The organism is Tessaracoccus sp. O5.2 (assembly GCF_964266725.1).
Lineage (GTDB): Bacteria > Actinomycetota > Actinomycetes > Propionibacteriales > Propionibacteriaceae > Arachnia > Arachnia lapidicapta.
The window spans coordinates 72,442-91,429 of record NZ_CAXWGV010000054.1 but is presented as its reverse complement, the minus strand read 5'-3'; the positions used below and the strand labels follow the sequence as shown (position 1 = coordinate 91,429).

Sequence of the window (18,988 nt, the reverse complement as noted above, 5' to 3'; positions counted from 1 at the left end):
GCCTCGCGACGGTGCGGCGACGCCACGCGAAGGGGCCGGATCGGCCGGATCCTGGAAGAAAGTTAGGCGCTCACTCGCCCAGAATGCCCGCGACGAAGCCTTCGGGGTCGAACGGGGCCAGATCGTCCGGGCCCTCCCCCAGCCCGACGAGCTTGACCGGCACGCCCAGCTCTCGCTGGACCTGGATGACGATGCCGCCCTTGGCGGAGCCGTCCAGCTTCGTCAGCACGATGCCCGTGACATCGACGACCTCGGAGAAGATGCGCGCCTGCGTCATGCCGTTCTGGCCGGTGGTGGCGTCGAGGACCAGCAGGACCTCGCTGACCGCCGCCTTCTTCTCGATGACGCGCTTGACCTTGCCGAGCTCGTCCATGAGCCCGGTCTTGGTGTGCAGGCGGCCGGCGGTGTCGACGATGACGACGTCGACGCCCTCCGCCGCACCCTGTGCGACGGCGTCGAAGGCCACCGAGGCCGGGTCTCCGGCCTCGGGACCGCGGACGGTGTGGACGCCGACCCGTTCGCCCCAGGTGGCCAGCTGCTCGGTGGCGGCGGCGCGGAAGGTGTCGGCGGCGCCGAGCAGGACGCTGCGCCCCTCCGCGACGAGCACGCGGGCGAGCTTGCCCACCGTCGTCGTCTTGCCGGTGCCGTTGACTCCGACCACCAGCACGACCGCCGGCAGCCCGTCCGCGGACGGCGTGAGGTTGAGTGAACGGTCGAGGTGCGGATCGACGAGGGCGAGGAGTTCCTCGTGCAGGATGCGGCGGGCCTCCGCGGGATCGGCGACCCCGTCGACGGCGAACCGCCGGCGCAGCGCGCCGGTCAGCTCCGTGGTGGGGCCGACGCCCAGATCCGATGTGATGAGGGTGGTTTCGAAGTCGTCCCACGTCTCCTCGTCCAAGCGGTCCACCGAGAGGAGGTCGGCCAGCGCGCGGGCGAGGGCGTTGTTGCTGCCGGCGAGGCGCCGGCGCAGGCGCGCCCACCGTGAGGTCGCGGACTCGGGACGCTCGATGACGGCGGCCGGCGCTGCCGCGACGTCCGGAGCGCCGGCCGGGGGAACGGCTTCGGCGTAGGTGGGCTCCGCAGGCTCAGGGGTGACGGGCGGTACGACGACCTCGCCGCCCGGCTCACGCGGCTCGAGTTCGGGCCGCTCCTCGTGCTCCAGTTGGCGACGACGGTCGACCGCGACCACGATGCCTGCGATGAGGATCGCCAGTCCGACGATCGCGATGATGACCCAGAAGAACCACTCCACGCGGTCATCCTAGCCGTCGGCCGCGGGGCGGCCGATCCGGCGGTCAGGGCGTGCGCTGATCCAGCCGCTCGAGGAACTTCGGCACCACGCCGCGACCTTCGAGGTGCCGGGCGGCCGCGCTCACGAGGCGCTGCCAGGCGGGGTGCTTGACGGTGAGCCGCCCGGACGACTCCGCCACGACGGCGAGGAGGACGGCGGCGAGGAGGACGACTGAGAGGACAGCGAAGACTGCGACCAGCACGGACGTGCCCTTTCTTCGGCGGGGAAGCTGTTCCCATGGTGCCGCAGGACGGGGCGGGCGGCGAAATCTCCCCCGGCGAGTCTCAGCGTTCGTGAAGCCGCTGCGACACCACCGTCGAGATCCCGTCCCCGCGCATGGTGACGCCGTACAGCGAGTCGGCGATCTCCATGGTCCGCTTCTGGTGCGTGATGACGATGAGCTGCGAGGACGCGCGGAGCTCCTCGTAGATCGACAGCAGCCGCCCGAGGTTGGCGTCGTCGAGGGCGGCCTCGACCTCGTCGAGGATGTAGAACGGGCTGGGACGGGCGATGAACAACGCCACCAGGAAGGCCACGGCGACCAGCGACCGTTCGCCGCCCGAGAGCAGCGACAGCCGCTTGACCTGCTTGCCCGCCGGGCGCGCCTCGACGTCGACACCGGTCGTCAGCCAGTCGCCCGGGTCCGTGAGGACCAGGCGCCCCTCGCCGCCGGGGAAGAGACGGCTGAACACGTCGCGGAAGCTGGCCTCCACGTCCCGGTACGCGGCCTCGAACACCTCCTGGACGCGGCGGTCGACCTCTTCGACGATGTCCAGCAGGTCCGCCCGGGTCCGTTTGAGGTCGTCGAGCTGCTCCGCCAGGAACTGATGCCGGGCGGTCATGGCCTCGAACTCCTCGAGGGCCAACGGGTTCACCCGGCCCAGCACGGCGAGGTTGCGCTCCGCCGCGCGGAGCCTGGCGGTCTGCTGGGCCCGGTCGTAGGCGACCGGCGGGGGCTGCTCGTCGTCCTCGGTGAGGGCAGAGCCGTCGGGACGGGTGAGGACGGGGATGCTGCGGTCGGGGCCGTACTCTGCGACGAGGTCGTCGGCCTCCATCCCCAGGTCGTGCAGCGCGCGGTCGGCGAGCTGTTCCACCCGCATGCGCAGCTCGATCCTGACCATCTCGTCGCGGTGGGCGCCGCGCACGATCTCGTCGAGACGGGCGGCGGCGGCCTTCGCGGTGTGGCGGGCCCGGGTGGTGGCGCTCTCCGCCTCGCGCCTGGCCTGATCGGCCGCCTCCCGCGCCGCCGATGCCAGCCGGCGCGCGGTGTCGACCCGTTCAGCCAGCACCTGCGCCGCCCGGTGCACAGCCGCGGCCACCTCGGCCTCGCGGCGTAGCTGTTCGGCCCTGGCGCGCGCCTTGGCCCGGCTCTGCCGTTCGTGCTGCGCCGCGCGGGCGAGGGAGTCCGCCCGGCCGGCGATCGCCTTGACCTGCTCCTCCGCCGTGCGCAGCGCCAACCGGGCCTCCATCTCGGCCTGTCGTGCCCGGCGGGCCTCGGCGGCCTTGTCGTCGCGCTCGGCCGGGTCCGGCTCGGTGTCGTCGCCCTCGGCAGCCGCCGCCTCGAGCCGCGCGGTCAGCTCGGCCAGCTGCTCCTCATCGCGGGTGCGCGCCGCGCGCGCCGTCTCCATGGCCTCGGCCAACCGCTCGGCCTCCCGCCTGGCCGTCGCCTGGGTCTGGCGGTGCGCGTTGAGCTGCTCCGCCACCGCGGCCAGTTCGGCGTCGGAGGCGTGCAACGCGCTCAGCGCCTCACTCTCCCCGCGCTTCGCCTCCGCCAGCCTCGCCGCGATCTCCTGGGCCCGGAATCGCTGTCGCTCGGCCTCCTGCCGCGACTCCTCCAGGTCGTCGCGGGCCTCCGCGAGCTGCGCCTGCACCTCCAGCAGCGACGGCGCGGCGGCGGACCCGCCCTCGACCAGCCAGGCGGAGAACAGATCCCCGTCGCGGGTGACGGCCACGGCGTGCGGGTGCCGCGACACCACGCGCGTGGCCTCGTCCGCCGTCTCCACGGCGACGGCGGCGCCCAGCAGCCGGTCCAGCGCACCCGCAAGATGGTCGGGGGCGCGGACGAGGTCCAGCAGGCTGGTTCCGTCGCCGGGAATCTCGACGGCGTGACGCGGCGCCCCGGACACCAGCAGCGGGGCACGTCCCAGCTCCGAGTCGGCCAGGAACCGCGAGGCTTTCACGGCACCGTCGAGGGAGTGCACGACGACGGCCTCGGCCATCCCGCGCAGCGCGGCCGCGGCGGCGGCCTCCCAGCCCGCCTCGACCTCCAGGAGGTCGCTCAGCCGGCCGACGACGTCGTCGTGCCCGGCGTCGAGCAGGTCCGCGGTGCCGTCCTTGCGGCGTGTCAGCAGATCCAACGCCTCGATCCGGGCCTCCAGCGCCGCCCGGCGCCGGGTGGTGTCGGCCTCGGCGGAGCGCAGCGTCGCGGCCTCCGCCTCGAGCTCGGCGACCGCGGCGGCCGCCTGCTCGTACGCCTCGTCCAGGTCCGACTCGGAGGCGCCGAGGCCCGCGAGCGACGCCTCCGTGGCGACGTACCGGCCCCCCGCCTCGTCGGCGCGACCCAACGCCTCGTCGCGCCGCGCGGCGAGCCGGGCCATCTCCTCATCCGACGCCTCGAGGCGCGACCGGATGGAGTTCACCCGCCCGGTGAGCCGGGCGAGGCCCTCCCGGCGGTCGGCGATGGCCCGCAGCGCGGCGCTGTAGGACTGTTCGGCGGCGGCGTGCTCGTGCTCGGCGCCGGTGCGCCGCAGCGTCGCGTCGCTCAGCGCCGAACGCGCGGCGTCCACCTGCGCGGCCAGTTCCCGCTCGCGCGCGGCCAACTCCGCGGCCTCGGCCTCCAGGACCTCCGGGTCCCGGCCCCCCACCTCGAGGGCGGGCTGCGCCTCACCCGCCCGCATGCGCTCCGCGGCGATCGAGACGGTCGTCGTGACGCGCTCGCGCAGGCCCGCCAGCGCGTACCACTGTTCCTGCATGGCGTCGAAGTGCGCTGCCGCGGCCTTGAGGTGCGTCTCCGCCGCCTCCTCGGCCTCCAGCGCCGAGGAGACCTCCCGCTCCGCGCGGGCGCGCGCCTCGGCGGCGGCGGCCTCGTCGGCCAGTTCGGCCGCGAGCTTGGCCTGGGCCTGTGCGAGATCGTCGGCCAGCAGTCTCGCCTTCGCGTCGCGCAGTTCCGCCTGGATCACGGCGGCCTTGCGGGCGGCCTGGGCCTGGCGGCCGAGCGGCTTGAGTTGCCGCTGCAACTCGGACACGAGGTCGCCCAGGCGCTCGAGGTTGGCCTTCGTGGCGTCCAGCTTCCGCAGCGCCTTCTCCTTGCGCTTTCGGTGCTTGAGGACGCCGGCGGCCTCCTCGATGAAGCCGCGTCGGGACTCGGGCGTGGCCTGCAGGATGGCGTCGAGCTGGCCCTGCCCGACGATGACGTGCATCTCACGACCGATGCCGGAGTCGCTGAGCAGCTCCTGCACGTCGAGCAGCCGGGCGGCGGCACCGTTGATCGCGTACTCGGAGCCACCCGAGCGGAACATGGTGCGCGTGATGGTCACCTCGGAGTACTCGATGGGCAGCGCCCCGTCGGAGTTGTCGATGGTGAGTTCGACCTCCGCGCGGCCCAGCGGCGCCCGCTTGGCGGTGCCGGCGAAGATGACGTCTTCCATCTTCCCGCCGCGCAGGGTCTTGGCGCCCTGTTCCCCCATGACCCAGCTCAGGGCGTCGACGACGTTCGACTTGCCCGATCCGTTGGGCCCCACGACGCAGGTGATCCCGGGCTCGAAGACCAGCGTCGTCGCGGACGCGAAGGACTTGAAGCCGCGGAGAGTGAGCTGCTTGAGATACATGGCTGCGCTATGCCACCCCGATGGGGGCCTCTGGGCGGCGGATGGAACGGAAGGTCCAGAACTTGTTGAGCAGGAAGCTCACGGGGATCGTGAAGATGATCATGATGAGCTGCGCCCAGTACAGCTTGGTGCGCAGGCCCGAGGAGTTGTCGAACACGTCGCTCGGCAGGGCGATCGGTGAGGCCTCCCACATCAGCAGCGTGAGCAGGATCATGCCGATGCCCTGCGCGGCCAGTCCGACGGTGAGGAACGGCCAGTACTCGCGCCACCAGCGGGAATGCCGGTGCGACCCGAAGGTCCACCACCGGTTGAGCTGGAAGTTCACGAGGTTCGCCACGACGAAGGCCACCATGCTCATCACGTGGTACCAGCGGATGTTGAAGTCCGTTCCTGGGATGGCCCACCAGGCGCCGCCGCCGTAGGCGGAGCCGGGCCAGATGAGCGGCAGCGTGTGGCGCTGTGTCCAGATGACGCCCATGTTGACCAGGACACCGAGGCCACCGACTGTGCCGAACCGCAGGAACTGCCGGATGGAGTGCCGGTAGCGGTGCACGACCCGGGTGATCATGGGAGCTCCTTCGCGACCGGCTGGCAGGACGGGCAGTAGTGGCTGCTGCGGTTCATGAACGCCCGGCGGGCGATCGGGGTGCCGCACCGCGTGCAGGGCTGCTCCTCGCGACCGTACACGGCCAGTGACCGGGAGAAGTACCCGGACTCACCATTGACGTTGACGTAAAGCGAGTCGAAGGACGTGCCGCCCTCGGCGAGGGCCTCGGCCATGACGGAGGAGGCGGCCGCGAGGACCGACGTGGCCTGGTCCGGGGTGAGGGAGGCGGTGGGGTGGGCGTAGTGGACGCCGGCGCGCCACAGAGCCTCGTCGGCGTAGATGTTGCCGATGCCCGAGACCAGGGTCTGATCCAGCAGCGCACGCTTGACCTGGGTGCGGCGGCGGCGCAGCGCGGCCGCGGTCGCGGCGGCGTCGAACTCGGGATCGAACGGGTCGAGAGCGATGTGCGGCACCGGGCACACCGCCATCCCCGGCCGCAGCTCCAGGCCACCGAACATGCGCTGGTCGACGAAACGCAGCTGCGTCCCGTCGTCGAGATCGGCGACGACGCGCGTGTGCCGGGCGCGGGCGTCGCCCGGGGCGCTGACCCGGAACTGGCCGCTCATCCCCAGATGGATGACGAGGGCGTCGGCACCGAGGGCGAGCCACAGGTACTTGCCGCGGCGGCGCACCGCGTCGATGCGCCTCCCGGTGAGTTCGGCGGCAAAGGCGTCGGGGCCGAGGGGGTGGGCCCGCACAGGGCGGGGATGGAGCACGGAGACACCGAGGATCCGACGTCCCGTGACGTGAGCGTCGAGGCCGCGCCGGACGACCTCGACCTCCGGCAGTTCAGGCACCGCTGACGGCCCCGAAGGCGATGCTGGCCGCGATCTGCTCGGCCCGCTTCTTGCTGGGGGCCGTGCCGGTGCCCATGGGCTTGCCGTCGACGTAGACCACAGCCGTGAAGACCCGCTCGTGGTCCGGCCCGGTGCCGCTGACCTCGTAGCGGGGCAGCTCCCAACCGCGTTCAGCGCAGATCTCCTGCAGCGCGGTCTTGTGGTCCGAGTAGTCCCCCGTGGCCGCCGCGGCCTCGATCCGATGGTCCAGGTTGCGGTGGATGAACGCCGCCGCGGCATCTGGGCCGGCGGAGAGGAAGATCGCGCCGATGACCGCCTCCATCGTGTCGGCCAGGATCGACGTCTTCTCACGGCCCTTGGTGGCCAGTTCGCCCTTCCCGAGCAGGATGTGCTGGGCCAGGCCGAGTTCGCGGGCGACCTCGGCGAGGGCCACGGAACTCACGACCCGGGCGCGGAGCTTGGCCAGGTGCCCCTCGGGCAGGTCCGGGTGGCTGCGGTAGATGTGCTCCGTGACGACGATCTGCAGCACGGCGTCGCCCAGGAACTCCAACCGCTCGTTCGACGGCAGTCCCCCGGCCTCGTAGGCGTAGCTGCGGTGGGTGAAGGACAACTCAAAGAGCTGGGCGTCGACCTCGACGCCCAGCTCCCTCAGCTGGTCCTGTAGAGCGCTCATCCCGCCCTCAGCGGGAGAAGGCCGGCTCAGGCCTCGAGCACCTGGCGGCGCGAGCCACGCGGGCCGTACTGGCCGCAGCTCGGGCAGGCAGTGTGCTGCAGGTGACGCTCACGGCACGCCGGGTTGGCGCACACGACGGTGGGGACGACAGTCGTCTTCCACTGCGCGCGGCGCGACCGGGTGTTGCTGCGCGACATCTTCCGCTTCGGAACGGCCACGATGTTCTCCTAGGGTTTCTTCGACCTGATGATCTGCTCAGTTGGGTGCGTCCCCGCCGAGGTCCGCCAGCTTCTCCCACCGGGGATCGACCCGCTGACCATGGCTGTGCTCGGGATCGTCGTTGAGGTTGACCCCACATTCGGGGCAGAGCCCACGACAATCTTCCTCGCACAGTGGCGTGAACGGCAATTCAAGTACCACGGCGTCGCGCAGGGCCTCCTCGAGGTCGATCGTCTCGTCGACGACGACGCTCTCGTCCTCCTCCACCTCGTGTCCGGGGTAGAAGAAGAGCTCCTGCAGATCGAAGGAGGCTTCCCCCTCGATATCGTCCAGGCACCGGGAGCACTGGCCGTGCAGTTGCACGTCCGCCGTTCCCGTCACCAGGACGCCCTCGGTGACGGCCTCGAGCCGGAGATCCAGCTCGATGTCGGAACCGTGTGGCACCCCGATCATGTGGATGCCCAGGTCGGCCGGCGCGGGGACCGTCGTGGACACCTGCTTCATCGCGCCCGTCCGACGCGCCAGCTCGTGCACCTCGAGAACGAGGGGCGAGCGGCGGTCGGGGTGGGGATGCACGGGTGACACGTCGGATTCCCTTCGTAGACCGTCCAAGACCTCGTCATGACCGACCGCCAACTCTACCGAGTCGCGGTGCGATTTCCCAAAACGACGCCCCCGCCGCCACGCTCAGGCGTCGATGCTGCCCCTCAGCCGCGCCACCGCAGCGGCGACGTTGTCGGGGACGTAGTCGCTCACGTCACCGCCGAGGCGGATGACCTGCCTGATGATGGTCGACGACAGCGTCACGTGTCCCTTGGCCGCCGGCAGCAGGACGGTCTCGATGCCGCCCATGGCCTGGTTCATGTGCGCCATCTGCAGCTCGAAGTCGAAGTCCGCGCCGAAGCGCAGGCCCTTGACCACCGCCGGGATCCCTCGGGCGCGGCAGAAGTCGACCAACAGCCCGTCCATCGGTTCCACCGTGATGTGGTCCAGGTCCGCCGTCGCTCCGCGGACGAGGTCCACCCGCTCGTCGAAGCTGAACAGGTAGTCCTTGGTGGAGTTGTTGCCGATCGCGACGACGACCTCGCCGAACAGCGCGTGTGCGCGCCGGATGATGTCGAGGTGGCCGACGGTGATGGGGTCGAACGACCCCGGGCACAGCACTGCCATGACGCTCCTAGTCCACCGCTCCGAAGTAGAGGGTCGTCTCACCGTAGCCGCGGTGCCACGTGTCTGTGAACCGGACGGGCCAGACCGGCTCCCGGTCGCGCGTCGAGCGCTCGACGACGACGAGCCCCCGGTCCGCGAGCGTGTCCGCGGCCAGGCGCTGCAGCAGGGCGTCGACGCGCTCCGTGGGGAGGTCGTAGGGCGGGTCCAGGAAGATGAGGTCGAAGCGACGGCCCGGTTCGGCGGCCACCGATTCGGCGCGCGCGGCCCGCACCTCGACCGCCAGCCCGGTGGCGGCGGCGTTCTCGCGGATGATCCTGGCCGTCGGGCGATCCGCCTCCACGAGCACGACGGGCGCGGCCCCGCGGCTGGCCGCCTCGAGGCCGACCGCGCCGGAACCGGCGTAGAGGTCCAGCACCGAGAAGCCGGCGAGCTGCTCGGCGGGGTCGGCGTCCGCGGCGTCGAACCAGCTGGCGAGCGCCGAGAACAGGGCCTCGCGCGTGCGGTCCGTCGTGGGCCGGGTCGCCGAACCCTTGGGGGTGAGAAGCCGGTGCCCCTTGGCGCGCCCGGCGATGATGCGGCTCATGACTTCTCCATCCATTCGCCGGCCGCGAGCTGGTCCGCCTTCGCCATGAGGTCAGCCAGGAGCGGATCTGCGGCGGCGCGCTCGTCCGCGAGCACCCGCTCCGCCAGCACCTTCGCGCGACCGATCACCTCGGCGTCGTCCAGCGCCCGCAGCAGCTTGAGGGTGCCGCCGCCGGACTGCGCGGCGCCGAGCACGTCGCCCTCACGCCGGATCCGCAGGTCGAGCTCGGCGAGCTCGAAGCCGTCGGTGGTGTCCGCCAGGGCCCTGAGGCGGGCGTCGGCGTCGCTGTCCTCCCCCGGCGCCGCCAGCAGCAGGCAGAGTCCCGCGTGCCCCCCTCGCCCGATGCGGCCGCGCAGCTGGTGGAGCTGCGACAGACCGAAGCGGTCGGCGTCCAGCACCACCATGACCGACGCGTTGGGGACGTCGACGCCGACCTCGATGACGGTGGTGGCGACCAGCACGTCGAGCGCGCCCGCGGCGAAGGCCGTCATCGCCTCGTCGCGATCCTGTGCCGGCTGCCGGCCGTGGACGACGCCGACCCGCAGGCCCGCGAGCGGCCCGGAAGCCAGGTGCGGGGCCACCTCCTCGACGGCGGCCCCGCCGCCCTTCCCGTCTGCGGCCGCGTCCTTCGCCGAGATGGCGGGGCACACGACGAATGCCTGCCGCCCGGCGGCGACCTCCTCGCGGATGCGCTGCCAGGCCCGTTCGACCCAGTGCGGCGTGGCGGCGGTGTCCACGAACACCGTCTGCACCGGCGCCCGTCCGGCGGGACGCTCCCGCAGCTCGCTGACCTCGAGGTCCCCGAACACGGTCATCGCGATGGACCTGGGGATGGGCGTGGCGGTCATGATGAGCGTGTGCGGCCGGGCGGAGGCCTTCGCCGCGAGCGCGGCCCGCTGCTCGACACCGAATCGGTGCTGCTCGTCGATGACGACCAGCCCGAGGTCGAAGAACTCCACCGGGTCGCTCAGGAGCGCATGCGTCCCGATCACGATGCCGGCCTCGCCCGTGACGATGTCGTTGAGGGTGGACCGCTTCGCGGCCGCGGAGCGGCTCCCGGTCAGCAGCACGACGCCCGTGGCGTCCGGGTGTGCGCCGAGCTGCCGGCCCTGGCCGAGGTCGCCCAGCAGCTGGGTGATGGTGCGGTGGTGCTGCTTCGCCAGGACCTCGGTGGGTGCCAGCAGCACGGCCTGCCCCCCGGCGTCGACGGTCGCGAGCATCGCCCGGAGCGCGACGATCGTCTTACCGGAGCCCACCTCCCCCTGCAGCAGGCGGTGCATGGGTGACGTGCCGGCCAGCTCCTCGAACAGCGTCTCCCCCACGGCGCGCTGCCCGGCGGTGAGCGTGAAGGGCAGGCGCTCGTCGAAGGCGTCGAGCAGGCCCCCGGAGCGTCTGGGGCGCGGGACCGCCGGCTGGGCCGCCGCGTCCCGGCGCCTGGCGGCCATAGCCAGTTGGATCCCGAACGCCTCGTCGAAACGCAGCCGCGCCTGCCCGTGCTCGGCCTGCGTGACCTCCACCGGCTCGTGCACGGCCGTGAGCGCCTCCGCGAACGGCAGCACGCCCGCCTCCTCGACGATCCACCGCGGGAGTGTGTCGCCCTCGAGCGAGGGCAGCACCAACTGCACGGATTCGGCGATCGTCCAGGTCGGCAGGTTGGACGTGGCCGGGTACAGGCCGATGAGGGTGGCCCGCTGGACACTGCGTTCCATGGCCGCGCGCTTCTCGGCGTTCTTCCCACCCGTGATGCGGGCCCCGTCGAGCATGACGAAGTCGGGGTGGGTGAGTTGGAGCGTCTCCTTGAACATGCCGACGCGCCCGATGAAAATGCCGCGGCGGCCGCGTTGGAGCATCCGCTCCCAGCCCTCGAGGATCCTGCGGCGCTTCGCGAACAGCGTGATCGACAACGGCGTCCCGGAGCCGTCGCTGAGGGACGCCTGGACCCGCCCGGTGTCGCCGGCCCAGTGCAGCTGTGAGCGCTCGACCCGGGCGATGACGGCGACGTCCTCCCCCACGCGCAGGGTGGAGAAGTCCGACATCCCCGTCCCCGAGATGTAGCGGCGGGGCACGTGCCGGACCAGGTCGTCCACCGTGGTGATGCCGAGCTTCGCGAACTCGCCGGCGGTCTTCGCGCCGAGCACGTCGACGAGGCGGCGGCCGAGTTCCCGGTAGATGGGGGTGCGCCAGCTGGACATGCGTCCGACCCTACCGGCCCGCTCCGACACGCCGCCGAGCCACTCCGCCGGGACAACGCAACCGGCGGCCCGCAGATGCGGACCGCCGGTTGGGCATGGACTAGCTCAGCGCGAGACCTTGCCGGCCTTCAGGCAGGAGGTGCACACGTTCACGCGCTGCGCCGCGCCGTTGACCACAGCGCGGACCCGCTGGATGTTGGGGTTCCAGCGGCGGTTGGTCTTCTTCTTCGACCAAGGAACGTTGTGACCGAAGCCGGGTCCCTTGGCGCAGACATCACACTTGGCGGCCACTGGAATCTCCTTGTTGTCGGTGCCAGGCGACGGCCTGGTTTGATGTTCGTGTTCGGGTGCCCGCGGGGGCAGGCAACCGCACAATGTTAACCCGCCCCCGCGGGATTGGCCAAATGGAGGCCTACTTCTTGCCCCTGCGGCGGGGCTTGCGCTCCCCGCCGTCGGACGGGGACTGCGAGTCCACCGGCTCCTCGAAGCGGACGTAGCCCGCGCCGTGGCAGTGCTCGCACTGTTCGGTGAACGCCTCCTGAAGGCCCGTGCCGATCCGCTTGCGCGTCAGCTGGACGAGCCCGAGGCTGGTCACCTCGGCGACCTGGTGGCGGGTGCGGTCCCGGCCGAGGCACTCGACGAGACGACGCAGCAGCAGGTCGCGGTTGCTGGGCAGGACCATGTCGATGAAGTCGATCACGATGATGCCGCCCAGGTCACGCAGACGCAGCTGCCGGACGATCTCCTCCGCCGCCTCGAGGTTGTTGCTGGTCACGGTCGCCTCGAGGTTGCCCCCCGAACCCGTGAACCGCCCGGTGTTGACGTCGATGACCGTCATGGCCTCGGTGCGGTCGATCACCAGCGATCCGCCCGACGGTAGGTAGACCTTCCGGTCCAGCGCCTTGGCGATCTGCTCGTCGATCTTGAACTGCGCGAACACGTCGGAGTCGTCGCCGTCAGCCTGGAACCGGGACACGCGGTCGGCCAGGTGCGGGGCGACGTGGCCGACGTAGGCCGAGATCGCGTCGTAGGCGTCCTCCGGGCCACCGTTGCCCTGCACGACCAGCTGAGCGAAATCCTCGGTGAAGAGGTCGCGGACGATGCGCAGCGTCAGGTCCGGCTCACTGTAGAGCGCCTGCGGGGCGCTGCCCTGCTTCGACTTCTTCTCGATGACCTCCCACTGGGCCTTGAGCCGGTTGACGTCGCGCACCAGTTCCTCTTCGCTCACGCCCTCCGCCGCGGTCCGCACGATGACGGACTCCTCGTCGGAGATGAGCGTGGCGAGGATGCCGCGCAGCCGGGCACGCTCCGTGTCGGGGAGCTTGCGGGAGATGCCGGAGAGGTGGCCGCCCGGCGAGTAGACGATGTAGCGGCCGGGGAGCGAGATGTGCCCGGTGAGGCGGGCGCCCTTGGCCCCGACCGGGTCCTTGGTCACCTGCACCAGGACGCTCTGACCGGACTTGAGCACGTTCTCGACCTTGCGGTTCTCGCCGGTCACCCCGAACAGCGCCCAGTCCACCTCGCCGGCGTACAGGACGGCGTTGCGGCCGCGGCCGATGTCGATGAACGCGGCCTCCATGCTCGGCAGGACGTTCTGGACGCGGCCGATGTAGATGTTGCCGATCAGTGACGTGGCAGAGGCCTTGTCGACGTAGTGCTCGACGAGGATGTTGTCCTCGACGACGGCCAGCTGCGTGTAGTCCTCCGCCTGCCGGATGACCAGGCGACGGTCGACCGACTCGCGGCGGGCGAGGAACTCGGCCTCGCTGAGGATCGGCGCGCGGCGGCGCCCGGCGGCGCGGGACTCCTTGCGGCGCTGCCGCTTGGCCTCCATGCGGGTGGAACCCTCGATGCCGGTGACCTCGTCGTCGATGGACGACGCGTCGCCCGCGTCACCGCGGCGGCGACGGCGGCGGCGACGGCGGGTGCTGCCGGACTCGTCGGTCTCGGTCTCGGACTCGGGCTCGCCCTCGGCGGACTCGCCTTCGGCGCCCTCCGACTCGGGGCTCTCGTCGGCGTCGGACTCGGCGCCCGTCTCGTCGGACTCGTCGCGCGAGCCGACGCGGCGGCGACGGCGACCGCCGCGGCGACGGCGACGGCGACGGGTCTCGCCACCCTCGGCGTCCACGTCCTCCTCGTCGGAGGCCACGTCCTCGTCGATGTCGTCGTCTGCGTCCGCGACATCGTCAGCGGCTTCTGGCTGATCGGCGATGCCGGCCAGGGCCTCGGTCTGCTCCTCCTCGGCGACCACCTCGTCCTCCGGGCCGGCCGCGATGGCTCCGGCCAGATCGGCGAGCTGCTGGTCGCGTGCCGAGGCGGTGAGGAACGGATCGCTCAGCACGGCCCGCCGCGCTTCTGCGACCTCTTCGGCCGCGCGCAGGGCCGCTGCGATCGGGTCCTCGTCGGTCTCCGCGGGCGCCTGCGGCGGCGCCGTGGGGCGGGTGGCGCGGCGGCGGCGCGACGGCGCGGGCGTTGTGACGGCCTCGTCGACGACGGGCGCGGGCGTCGCGTCCTGCAGCTGATGCAGGGCGCGGTCGGCGGCGGCGGCCGGGTCCGCGTCGGTGGGGGGCGCGGCGTCGGCGGGCGCGGCGTCGGATGCGGGGGCCTCCTGCGAGGCCGCGGGGCGGTCCGCCTCTGCCGGAGGTGCGGTGCGGCGCGTCGCGCGCCGGCGGGTGGGCGCGGGGGCCTCTGCTGCGGGGGCCTCCGCGGCGGGGGCCGCAGTGGTCGGGGCGATCTCCTCAGGCTGGCCGGGCTCCGGCGCGGACTCGGGGGTGGCCTCGACGGCGCTCGCACCGTCGTGCTCGACCGCCTTGACCCGGCGGCGGCGCGGGGCCGCGGGTTCGCCGGCGGCCTTGGTGGCAGCCCGGCGGCGTCGGGTGGGCGGTGCGGCGTCCTCCTGGGGCGCGGGGGCCTCGGCGGCGACCGGCTCGGCGGCGGGCGCGGTGACCGGCTCGGCGGCGGGCGACGCCTCAGGCGCGGCGGCCTGGGCGGGCTCGGCCGCGGCAGGCGCCGCGGGAGTGGGATCTGAGGGGGCGGGGGTTGCGGGCGGCCCGGCCGGGCGGGAGGCGGCGCGGCGACGGCGCGGCGGCGCGGTGGTGGCGGGGACCTGTTCCTGCGGGCTGACGGTACCGTCGGACATCTCGAGCATGTGGCTCCTTACGCGCGCGACGCGCGGACTGGCACAGACGCGCTGTGCGCTAAGACTGAGGTCCGCCGAGGCAGTGCGAGCAGTCGCGGCAAGTTCTCGCCGCGGTGCAGTCTCGCTGCGTCGGGTGGCACCGGCGGTGCCGTGACCTGACCGTTATTCTCGCACACCGCACAAGCATCCGTCGCATGCCCCGCCGGGAATCGCCGTCAGTTACGGCTGCATGACGGGCGACTCGCGCAGCGGGTCCCCGATCCGCTCCCCTACCAACGGACCCTGAGCCAGTCGCGTGAGCAGCGCCTGCGCCGGCACCCGCGCGTCGAGCTGGCGCAACGCCGTCACCACGTCGTCCGGCCGGACCAGGGGCGCCTGGTGCACGGACCTCAACTCCAGGGTCTGGTCGTCGATCGCCCGCAGGATGAGCACCGCGGCACGGACGTCGAAGGTGCGCATGCCGTTCTTGGTCAGGCGCTCGACCGTGTACTCGTCGCGGTCCAGCAGCCGCGATGCGGCGTCGGCCAGCACGCCCGGCCGGGCCTCCGCGAGCGTCACCCTCCAGTCCGACACCTGAAGCAGGTCGCCCAGCGACTCAGGGCGCCCCTCGGCGACGTCCAGGATGACGAAACCGTGCGGCAGCACGTCGTTCAGGGCCGCCGCCACCTTCTGCGGATCGCAGACCTCGGCGAGCGCGAGCTCGACGTACTCCGCCTCGGACGCCGCCGACGTCGGCGCCGCGTTCGCGTAGGAGATGCGCGGATGGGGCGAGAACCCCGAGGAGTAGGCCATGGGGATCTCGGCGCGGCGCAGCGCCCGCTCGAGGGCGCGGCCGAAGTCGCGGTGCGACGTGAAGCGTCCCGGCCCGCGCTTGGCGTAGCGCAGCCGGAGGCGCTGCGCGGGCGGGGCCTGCTGGACCGGAGGTTGTCGTTGAGCCACGCCCGGCAGTGTAGACGAGCGCGCCTCAGCGCTTCCGGTAGAGCTTCTTGCTCTGGAAGACCGGTTCGCTGGTGACCTGCACGCCGAGGCTGCGGAAGATGGCCTCGTCGACCGGCCCGAGGATGACCGTGGTGTGCACGTCGCACCCCCTGAGGCGCGGCAGCTGCGACATGGCGCGGCGCGCGTTGTCGTCGTGGGTGGCACCGACGGCGAGCGCGATGAGCACCTCGTCCGTGTGCAACCTCGGGTTGGCACTGCCCAGGTGGTCCGTCTTCAGCGTCTGAATCGGGCCGATGGTCTCGGGCGCCAGCAGGTGCACCTCGTCGGGCAGGCCGGCGAGCGCCTTCAGTGCGTTAAGGAGCACCGCCGACGAGCTGCCCAGCAGCGCCGAGGTCTTTCCGGTCACCACGGTGCCGTCGGGCAGCTGCAGCGCGGCGGCGGGGGCCTTGGTGCGGCGCTCGGTGTCGAGGGCAGGGGCCACGACCGGCCGGTCCTCCTGCGCGATGCCCAGCTGGCTCATCGTCAGGGCGATCCGCTCCGAGACCGTGGGCTCGAGCTCCTCGCGGCGCTCGTGGACCAGCGCCTTGAAGTAGCGGCGGATGACCTCCTGCTTGGAGGCGTCCCGGCACGCCTCGTCGTCGGAGATGCAGTGGCCGGCCATGTTGACGCCCATGTCCGTGGGCGACTGGTAGGGCGACTCCCCCAGCATCCGCTCGAACAGCATCCGCAGCACGGGGAAGACCTCGACGTCGCGGTTGTAGTTGACGACCTGCTCGCCGTAGGCGGCGAGGTGGAACGGGTCGATCATGTTGACGTCGTCGAGATCCGCCGTGGCCGCCTCGTACGCGAGGTTCACGGGGTGGTCGAGGGGCAGGTTCCAGATGGGGAAGGTCTCGAACTTGGCGTAGCCGGAGTCGATGCCGCGCTGATGGTCGTGGTACAGCTGGGACAGGCAGGTGGCCATCTTGCCGCTGCCGGGACCCGGTGCCGTGACGACGATGAGGTCGCGGGTGGTCTCGATGTAGTCGTTGCGGCCGTAGCCGTCGGCGCTGATGATCAACGCCACGTCGTTCGGGTATCCCTTGATCGGATAGTGGCGGTAGACCTTGACGCCCAGCCGCTCAAGCTTGCGCTTGAAGGCGCGCGCCTGGCGGTGCTCGTCGGTCATCTGCGTGATCACGACGGACCCGACGTAGAGGCCGTAGGACCGGAACTCGTCGATGAGCCGCAGCACGTCCGCCTCGTAGGGGATGCCCAGGTCGGCGCGCTGCTTGTTGCTGGCCAGGTCGTGCGCGCTGACCGCGATGACGACCTCCACCTCGTCCTTCAGCGTCTCGAGCATGGCGATCTTGTTGTCGGGCGTGAAGCCGGGCAGGACGCGCGACGCGTGATGGTCGTCGAACAGCTTGCCACCGAACTCGAGGTACAGCTTGCCGCCGAAGCGGCGACGGCGCTCGTCGATGTGCTGGGACTGGAGGGTGAGGTACTTCTGGCGGTCGAAGCCGACCCTGCGCGCGTTATCCACGGAAGGCCACCCTATCCCAGCCGGGCCGGGCGGCCGTCCTCAGGCGAGGTTGGGCTTCGCAACCATGAGCGGCAGCAGCACCTTGCCCGTGGGGCCGATCTGAATCTCGGTGTCCATCTGAGGACAGACGCCGCAGTCGAAGCACGGGGTCCAGCGGCAGTCCTCCACCTCGCGCTCGTCGAGGGCGTCCTGCCAGTCCTCCCACAGCCAGTCGCGGTCCAGCCCGGCGTCGAGGTGGTCCCACGGGAGGACCTCCTCGTAGCCCCGTTCCCGCGCGGTGTACCAGTCGAGATCCACTCCGTAGGGAGCCAGCTCCTCGGTGGCCGCCGCGACCCAGCGCTCGTAGCTGAAGTGCTCGTTCCAGCCGTCGAACTTGCCACCCTCGCGCCAGACCCGCTCGATGACCCGGCCGACGCGGCGGTCCCCGCGCGACAGCAGCCCCTCGATGACGCCGGGCTTGCCGTCGTGGTAGCGCAGGCCGATGGCCTTGCCGTAGTTGCGGTCCTGCCGGATGGTGTCGCGCAGCAGCAACAGGCGGTGGTCGATCGTCTCGGCGCTCGCCTGAGCGGCCCACTGGAACGGGGTGTGGGGCTTCGGCACGAACCCGCCGATGGAGACGGTGCACCGGATGTCGCGGGTGCCCGACGCGCGGCGCCCGGTCTCGATAACCCGCCGGGCGAGGTCCGCGATGGCCAGGACGTCCTCGTCGGTCTCCGTGGGCAGGCCGCACATGAAATACAGCTTGACCTGCCGCCAGCCGGAGGAGAACGCCGCGGCGACGGTGTTGATGAGGTCGTCCTCGGTCACCATCTTGTTGATGACCTTGCGCATGCGCTCCGAGCCGCCTTCGGGCGCGAACGTGAGCCCGGAGCGGCGCCCGTTGCGGCTGAGTTCGTTGGCGAGGTCGATGTTGAAGGCGTCAACGCGCGTGGACGGCAGCGACAGGGACACGTTGGATCCCTCGTAGCGGTCCGCCAGCTGTCGCGTGACCTCGGCGATCTCGGAGTGGTCGGCCGATGACAGCGACAGCAGTCCGATCTCCTCCAACCCCGTGGCGCGCAGGCCGCCCTCGACCATGGCGCCGATGGTCTCGATGTTGCGTTCGCGCACCGGCCGGGTGATCATGCCGGCCTGGCAGAAGCGGCAGCCGCGGGTGCAGCCGCGGAAGATCTCGACGGAGTAGCGCTCGTGGACCGTCTCGGCCATCGGCACGATGGGCTTCTTCGGGTAGGGCCACTCGTCGAGGTTCATCAGCGTGTGCTTGCGCACCTGGAAGGGCACCTCGGGCCGGTTGGGGGCGACGCGCTGGATCCGGCCGTCGTCGAGGTAGTCGACGTCGTAGAACCGGGGCACGTAGAACGCGCCGGTGGAGGCGAGCCGCAGCAGCAGGCCCTCGCGCCCGCCCTCGCGGCCGTCCGCCTTCCACTCCCGGATGATGTCGGAGATCAGCAGGGAGGCCTCTTCGCCGTCGCCCAGGACCGCGACGTCGATGAAGTCGGCGATCGGCTCGGGGTTGAAGGCCGCGTGCCCGCCCGCGATGACGATCGGCTCGTCCTCGCCCCGGTCGGCCGCGTGCAGGCTGATGCCGGACAGATCGAGGAGGTTGAGCAGGTTGGTGTAGCCGAGCTCGGTGGAGAACGACACGCCCAGCACGTCGAACATCCGCACCGGGCGGTGCGCGTCGAGCGTGAACTGGGGCACGCCGGCGTCGCGCATGCGCGCCTCCATGTCCGGCCAGATGGAGTAGGTGCGCTCGGCGAGGATCCAGTCGCGTTCGTTGAGGATCTCGTAGAGGATGGCGACGCCCTGGTTGGGCTGGCCGACCTCGTAGGCGTCAGGGTAGGACAGGCACCAGCGGACGTCGACGTCCTCCCAGGCCTTGACGACGGAGTTGTGCTCCCCGCCGACGTACTGGATGGGCTTGCTCACCTGCGCGAGCAGCGGCTCAAGCCGGTCGAACAGCGAGTGCGTGGGCAGGGTGGGCAGTGTAGTCATGGCGCCGTCAAGGATAACCGCGGGGCCGACG

16 protein-coding genes are annotated in these 18,988 nt (G+C 71.7%); all 16 read right to left on the bottom strand.

The window, feature by feature from the left end:
• Window positions 1–70: 70 nt before the first annotated feature.
• Window positions 71–1,252: a signal recognition particle-docking protein FtsY gene (gene ftsY, locus ACFQPD_RS13650; RefSeq protein WP_385901312.1), complete on the bottom strand. Its 1,182-nt coding sequence runs from the start codon at window positions 1,250–1,252 to the stop codon at window positions 71–73.
• A gap of 43 nt (window positions 1,253–1,295) precedes the next feature.
• Window positions 1,296–1,493, bottom strand: a complete 198-nt coding sequence (locus ACFQPD_RS13645; RefSeq protein WP_068750085.1) for a hypothetical protein — start codon at window positions 1,491–1,493, stop codon at window positions 1,296–1,298.
• Window positions 1,494–1,575: 82 nt separating this feature from the next.
• Window positions 1,576–5,118: a chromosome segregation protein SMC gene (gene smc / locus ACFQPD_RS13640; protein WP_385901310.1), complete on the bottom strand. Its 3,543-nt coding sequence runs from the start codon at window positions 5,116–5,118 to the stop codon at window positions 1,576–1,578.
• 7 nt (window positions 5,119–5,125) lie between these two features.
• Window positions 5,126–5,686 (bottom strand): GtrA family protein, encoded by a 561-nt coding sequence (locus ACFQPD_RS13635; RefSeq protein ID WP_068750089.1) that lies wholly within the window; start codon window positions 5,684–5,686, stop codon window positions 5,126–5,128.
• Window positions 5,683–6,522, bottom strand: a complete 840-nt coding sequence (gene mutM, locus ACFQPD_RS13630; RefSeq protein WP_385901308.1) for a bifunctional DNA-formamidopyrimidine glycosylase/DNA-(apurinic or apyrimidinic site) lyase — start codon at window positions 6,520–6,522, stop codon at window positions 5,683–5,685. The genes ACFQPD_RS13635 and mutM overlap by 4 nt, the downstream gene beginning before the upstream one ends.
• Window positions 6,515–7,195 carry a ribonuclease III gene (rnc, locus tag ACFQPD_RS13625; protein ID WP_068750092.1) on the bottom strand — a complete coding sequence of 227 codons (681 nt, stop codon included), beginning with the start codon at window positions 7,193–7,195 and terminating at the stop codon, window positions 6,515–6,517. The genes mutM and rnc overlap by 8 nt, the downstream gene beginning before the upstream one ends.
• Window positions 7,196–7,221: 26 nt before the next feature.
• Window positions 7,222–7,413, bottom strand: coding sequence for a 50S ribosomal protein L32 (gene rpmF / locus ACFQPD_RS13620; RefSeq protein WP_068750094.1), 192 nt, complete (start codon window positions 7,411–7,413; stop codon window positions 7,222–7,224).
• A 37-nt stretch (window positions 7,414–7,450) separates the two neighbouring features.
• Complete coding sequence (locus ACFQPD_RS13615; protein WP_385901307.1) at window positions 7,451–7,999, bottom strand: YceD family protein; 549 nt, start codon at window positions 7,997–7,999, stop codon at window positions 7,451–7,453.
• Window positions 8,000–8,101: 102 nt separating this feature from the next.
• The gene (gene coaD, locus ACFQPD_RS13610; protein ID WP_353082555.1) at window positions 8,102–8,584 is read right to left on the bottom strand and encodes a pantetheine-phosphate adenylyltransferase; all 483 of its coding nucleotides are present in this window, start codon (window positions 8,582–8,584) and stop codon (window positions 8,102–8,104) included.
• Window positions 8,585–8,591: 7 nt separating this feature from the next.
• Window positions 8,592–9,167 carry a 16S rRNA (guanine(966)-N(2))-methyltransferase RsmD gene (gene rsmD / locus ACFQPD_RS13605; RefSeq protein ID WP_068751054.1) on the bottom strand — a complete coding sequence of 192 codons (576 nt, stop codon included), beginning with the start codon at window positions 9,165–9,167 and terminating at the stop codon, window positions 8,592–8,594.
• Window positions 9,164–11,359, bottom strand: a complete 2,196-nt coding sequence (locus tag ACFQPD_RS13600) for an ATP-dependent DNA helicase RecG (protein WP_068751052.1) — start codon at window positions 11,357–11,359, stop codon at window positions 9,164–9,166. Before ACFQPD_RS13600 ends, rsmD begins: the two co-directional genes overlap by 4 nt.
• A 105-nt stretch (window positions 11,360–11,464) precedes the next feature.
• Window positions 11,465–11,650, bottom strand: a complete 186-nt coding sequence (gene rpmB, locus ACFQPD_RS13595) for a 50S ribosomal protein L28 (RefSeq protein ID WP_068751050.1) — start codon at window positions 11,648–11,650, stop codon at window positions 11,465–11,467.
• A 121-nt stretch (window positions 11,651–11,771) separates the two neighbouring features.
• On the bottom strand, window positions 11,772–14,507 hold the full coding sequence (locus tag ACFQPD_RS13590) for an Rne/Rng family ribonuclease (protein ID WP_385901306.1): 2,736 nt from the start codon (window positions 14,505–14,507) through the stop codon (window positions 11,772–11,774).
• Between the two features lie 210 nt (window positions 14,508–14,717).
• Window positions 14,718–15,437, bottom strand: coding sequence for a TIGR03936 family radical SAM-associated protein (locus ACFQPD_RS13585; RefSeq protein ID WP_385901305.1), 720 nt, complete (start codon window positions 15,435–15,437; stop codon window positions 14,718–14,720).
• Between the two features lie 25 nt (window positions 15,438–15,462).
• A complete protein-coding gene (locus ACFQPD_RS13580; RefSeq protein ID WP_385901304.1) occupies window positions 15,463–16,962 on the bottom strand; it encodes a DUF1846 domain-containing protein in 1,500 nt (499 codons plus the stop codon).
• A 39-nt stretch (window positions 16,963–17,001) separates the two neighbouring features.
• Window positions 17,002–18,939, bottom strand: a complete 1,938-nt coding sequence (locus tag ACFQPD_RS13575; RefSeq protein WP_385901362.1) for a TIGR03960 family B12-binding radical SAM protein — start codon at window positions 18,937–18,939, stop codon at window positions 17,002–17,004.
• Window positions 18,940–18,988 lie beyond the last annotated feature (49 nt).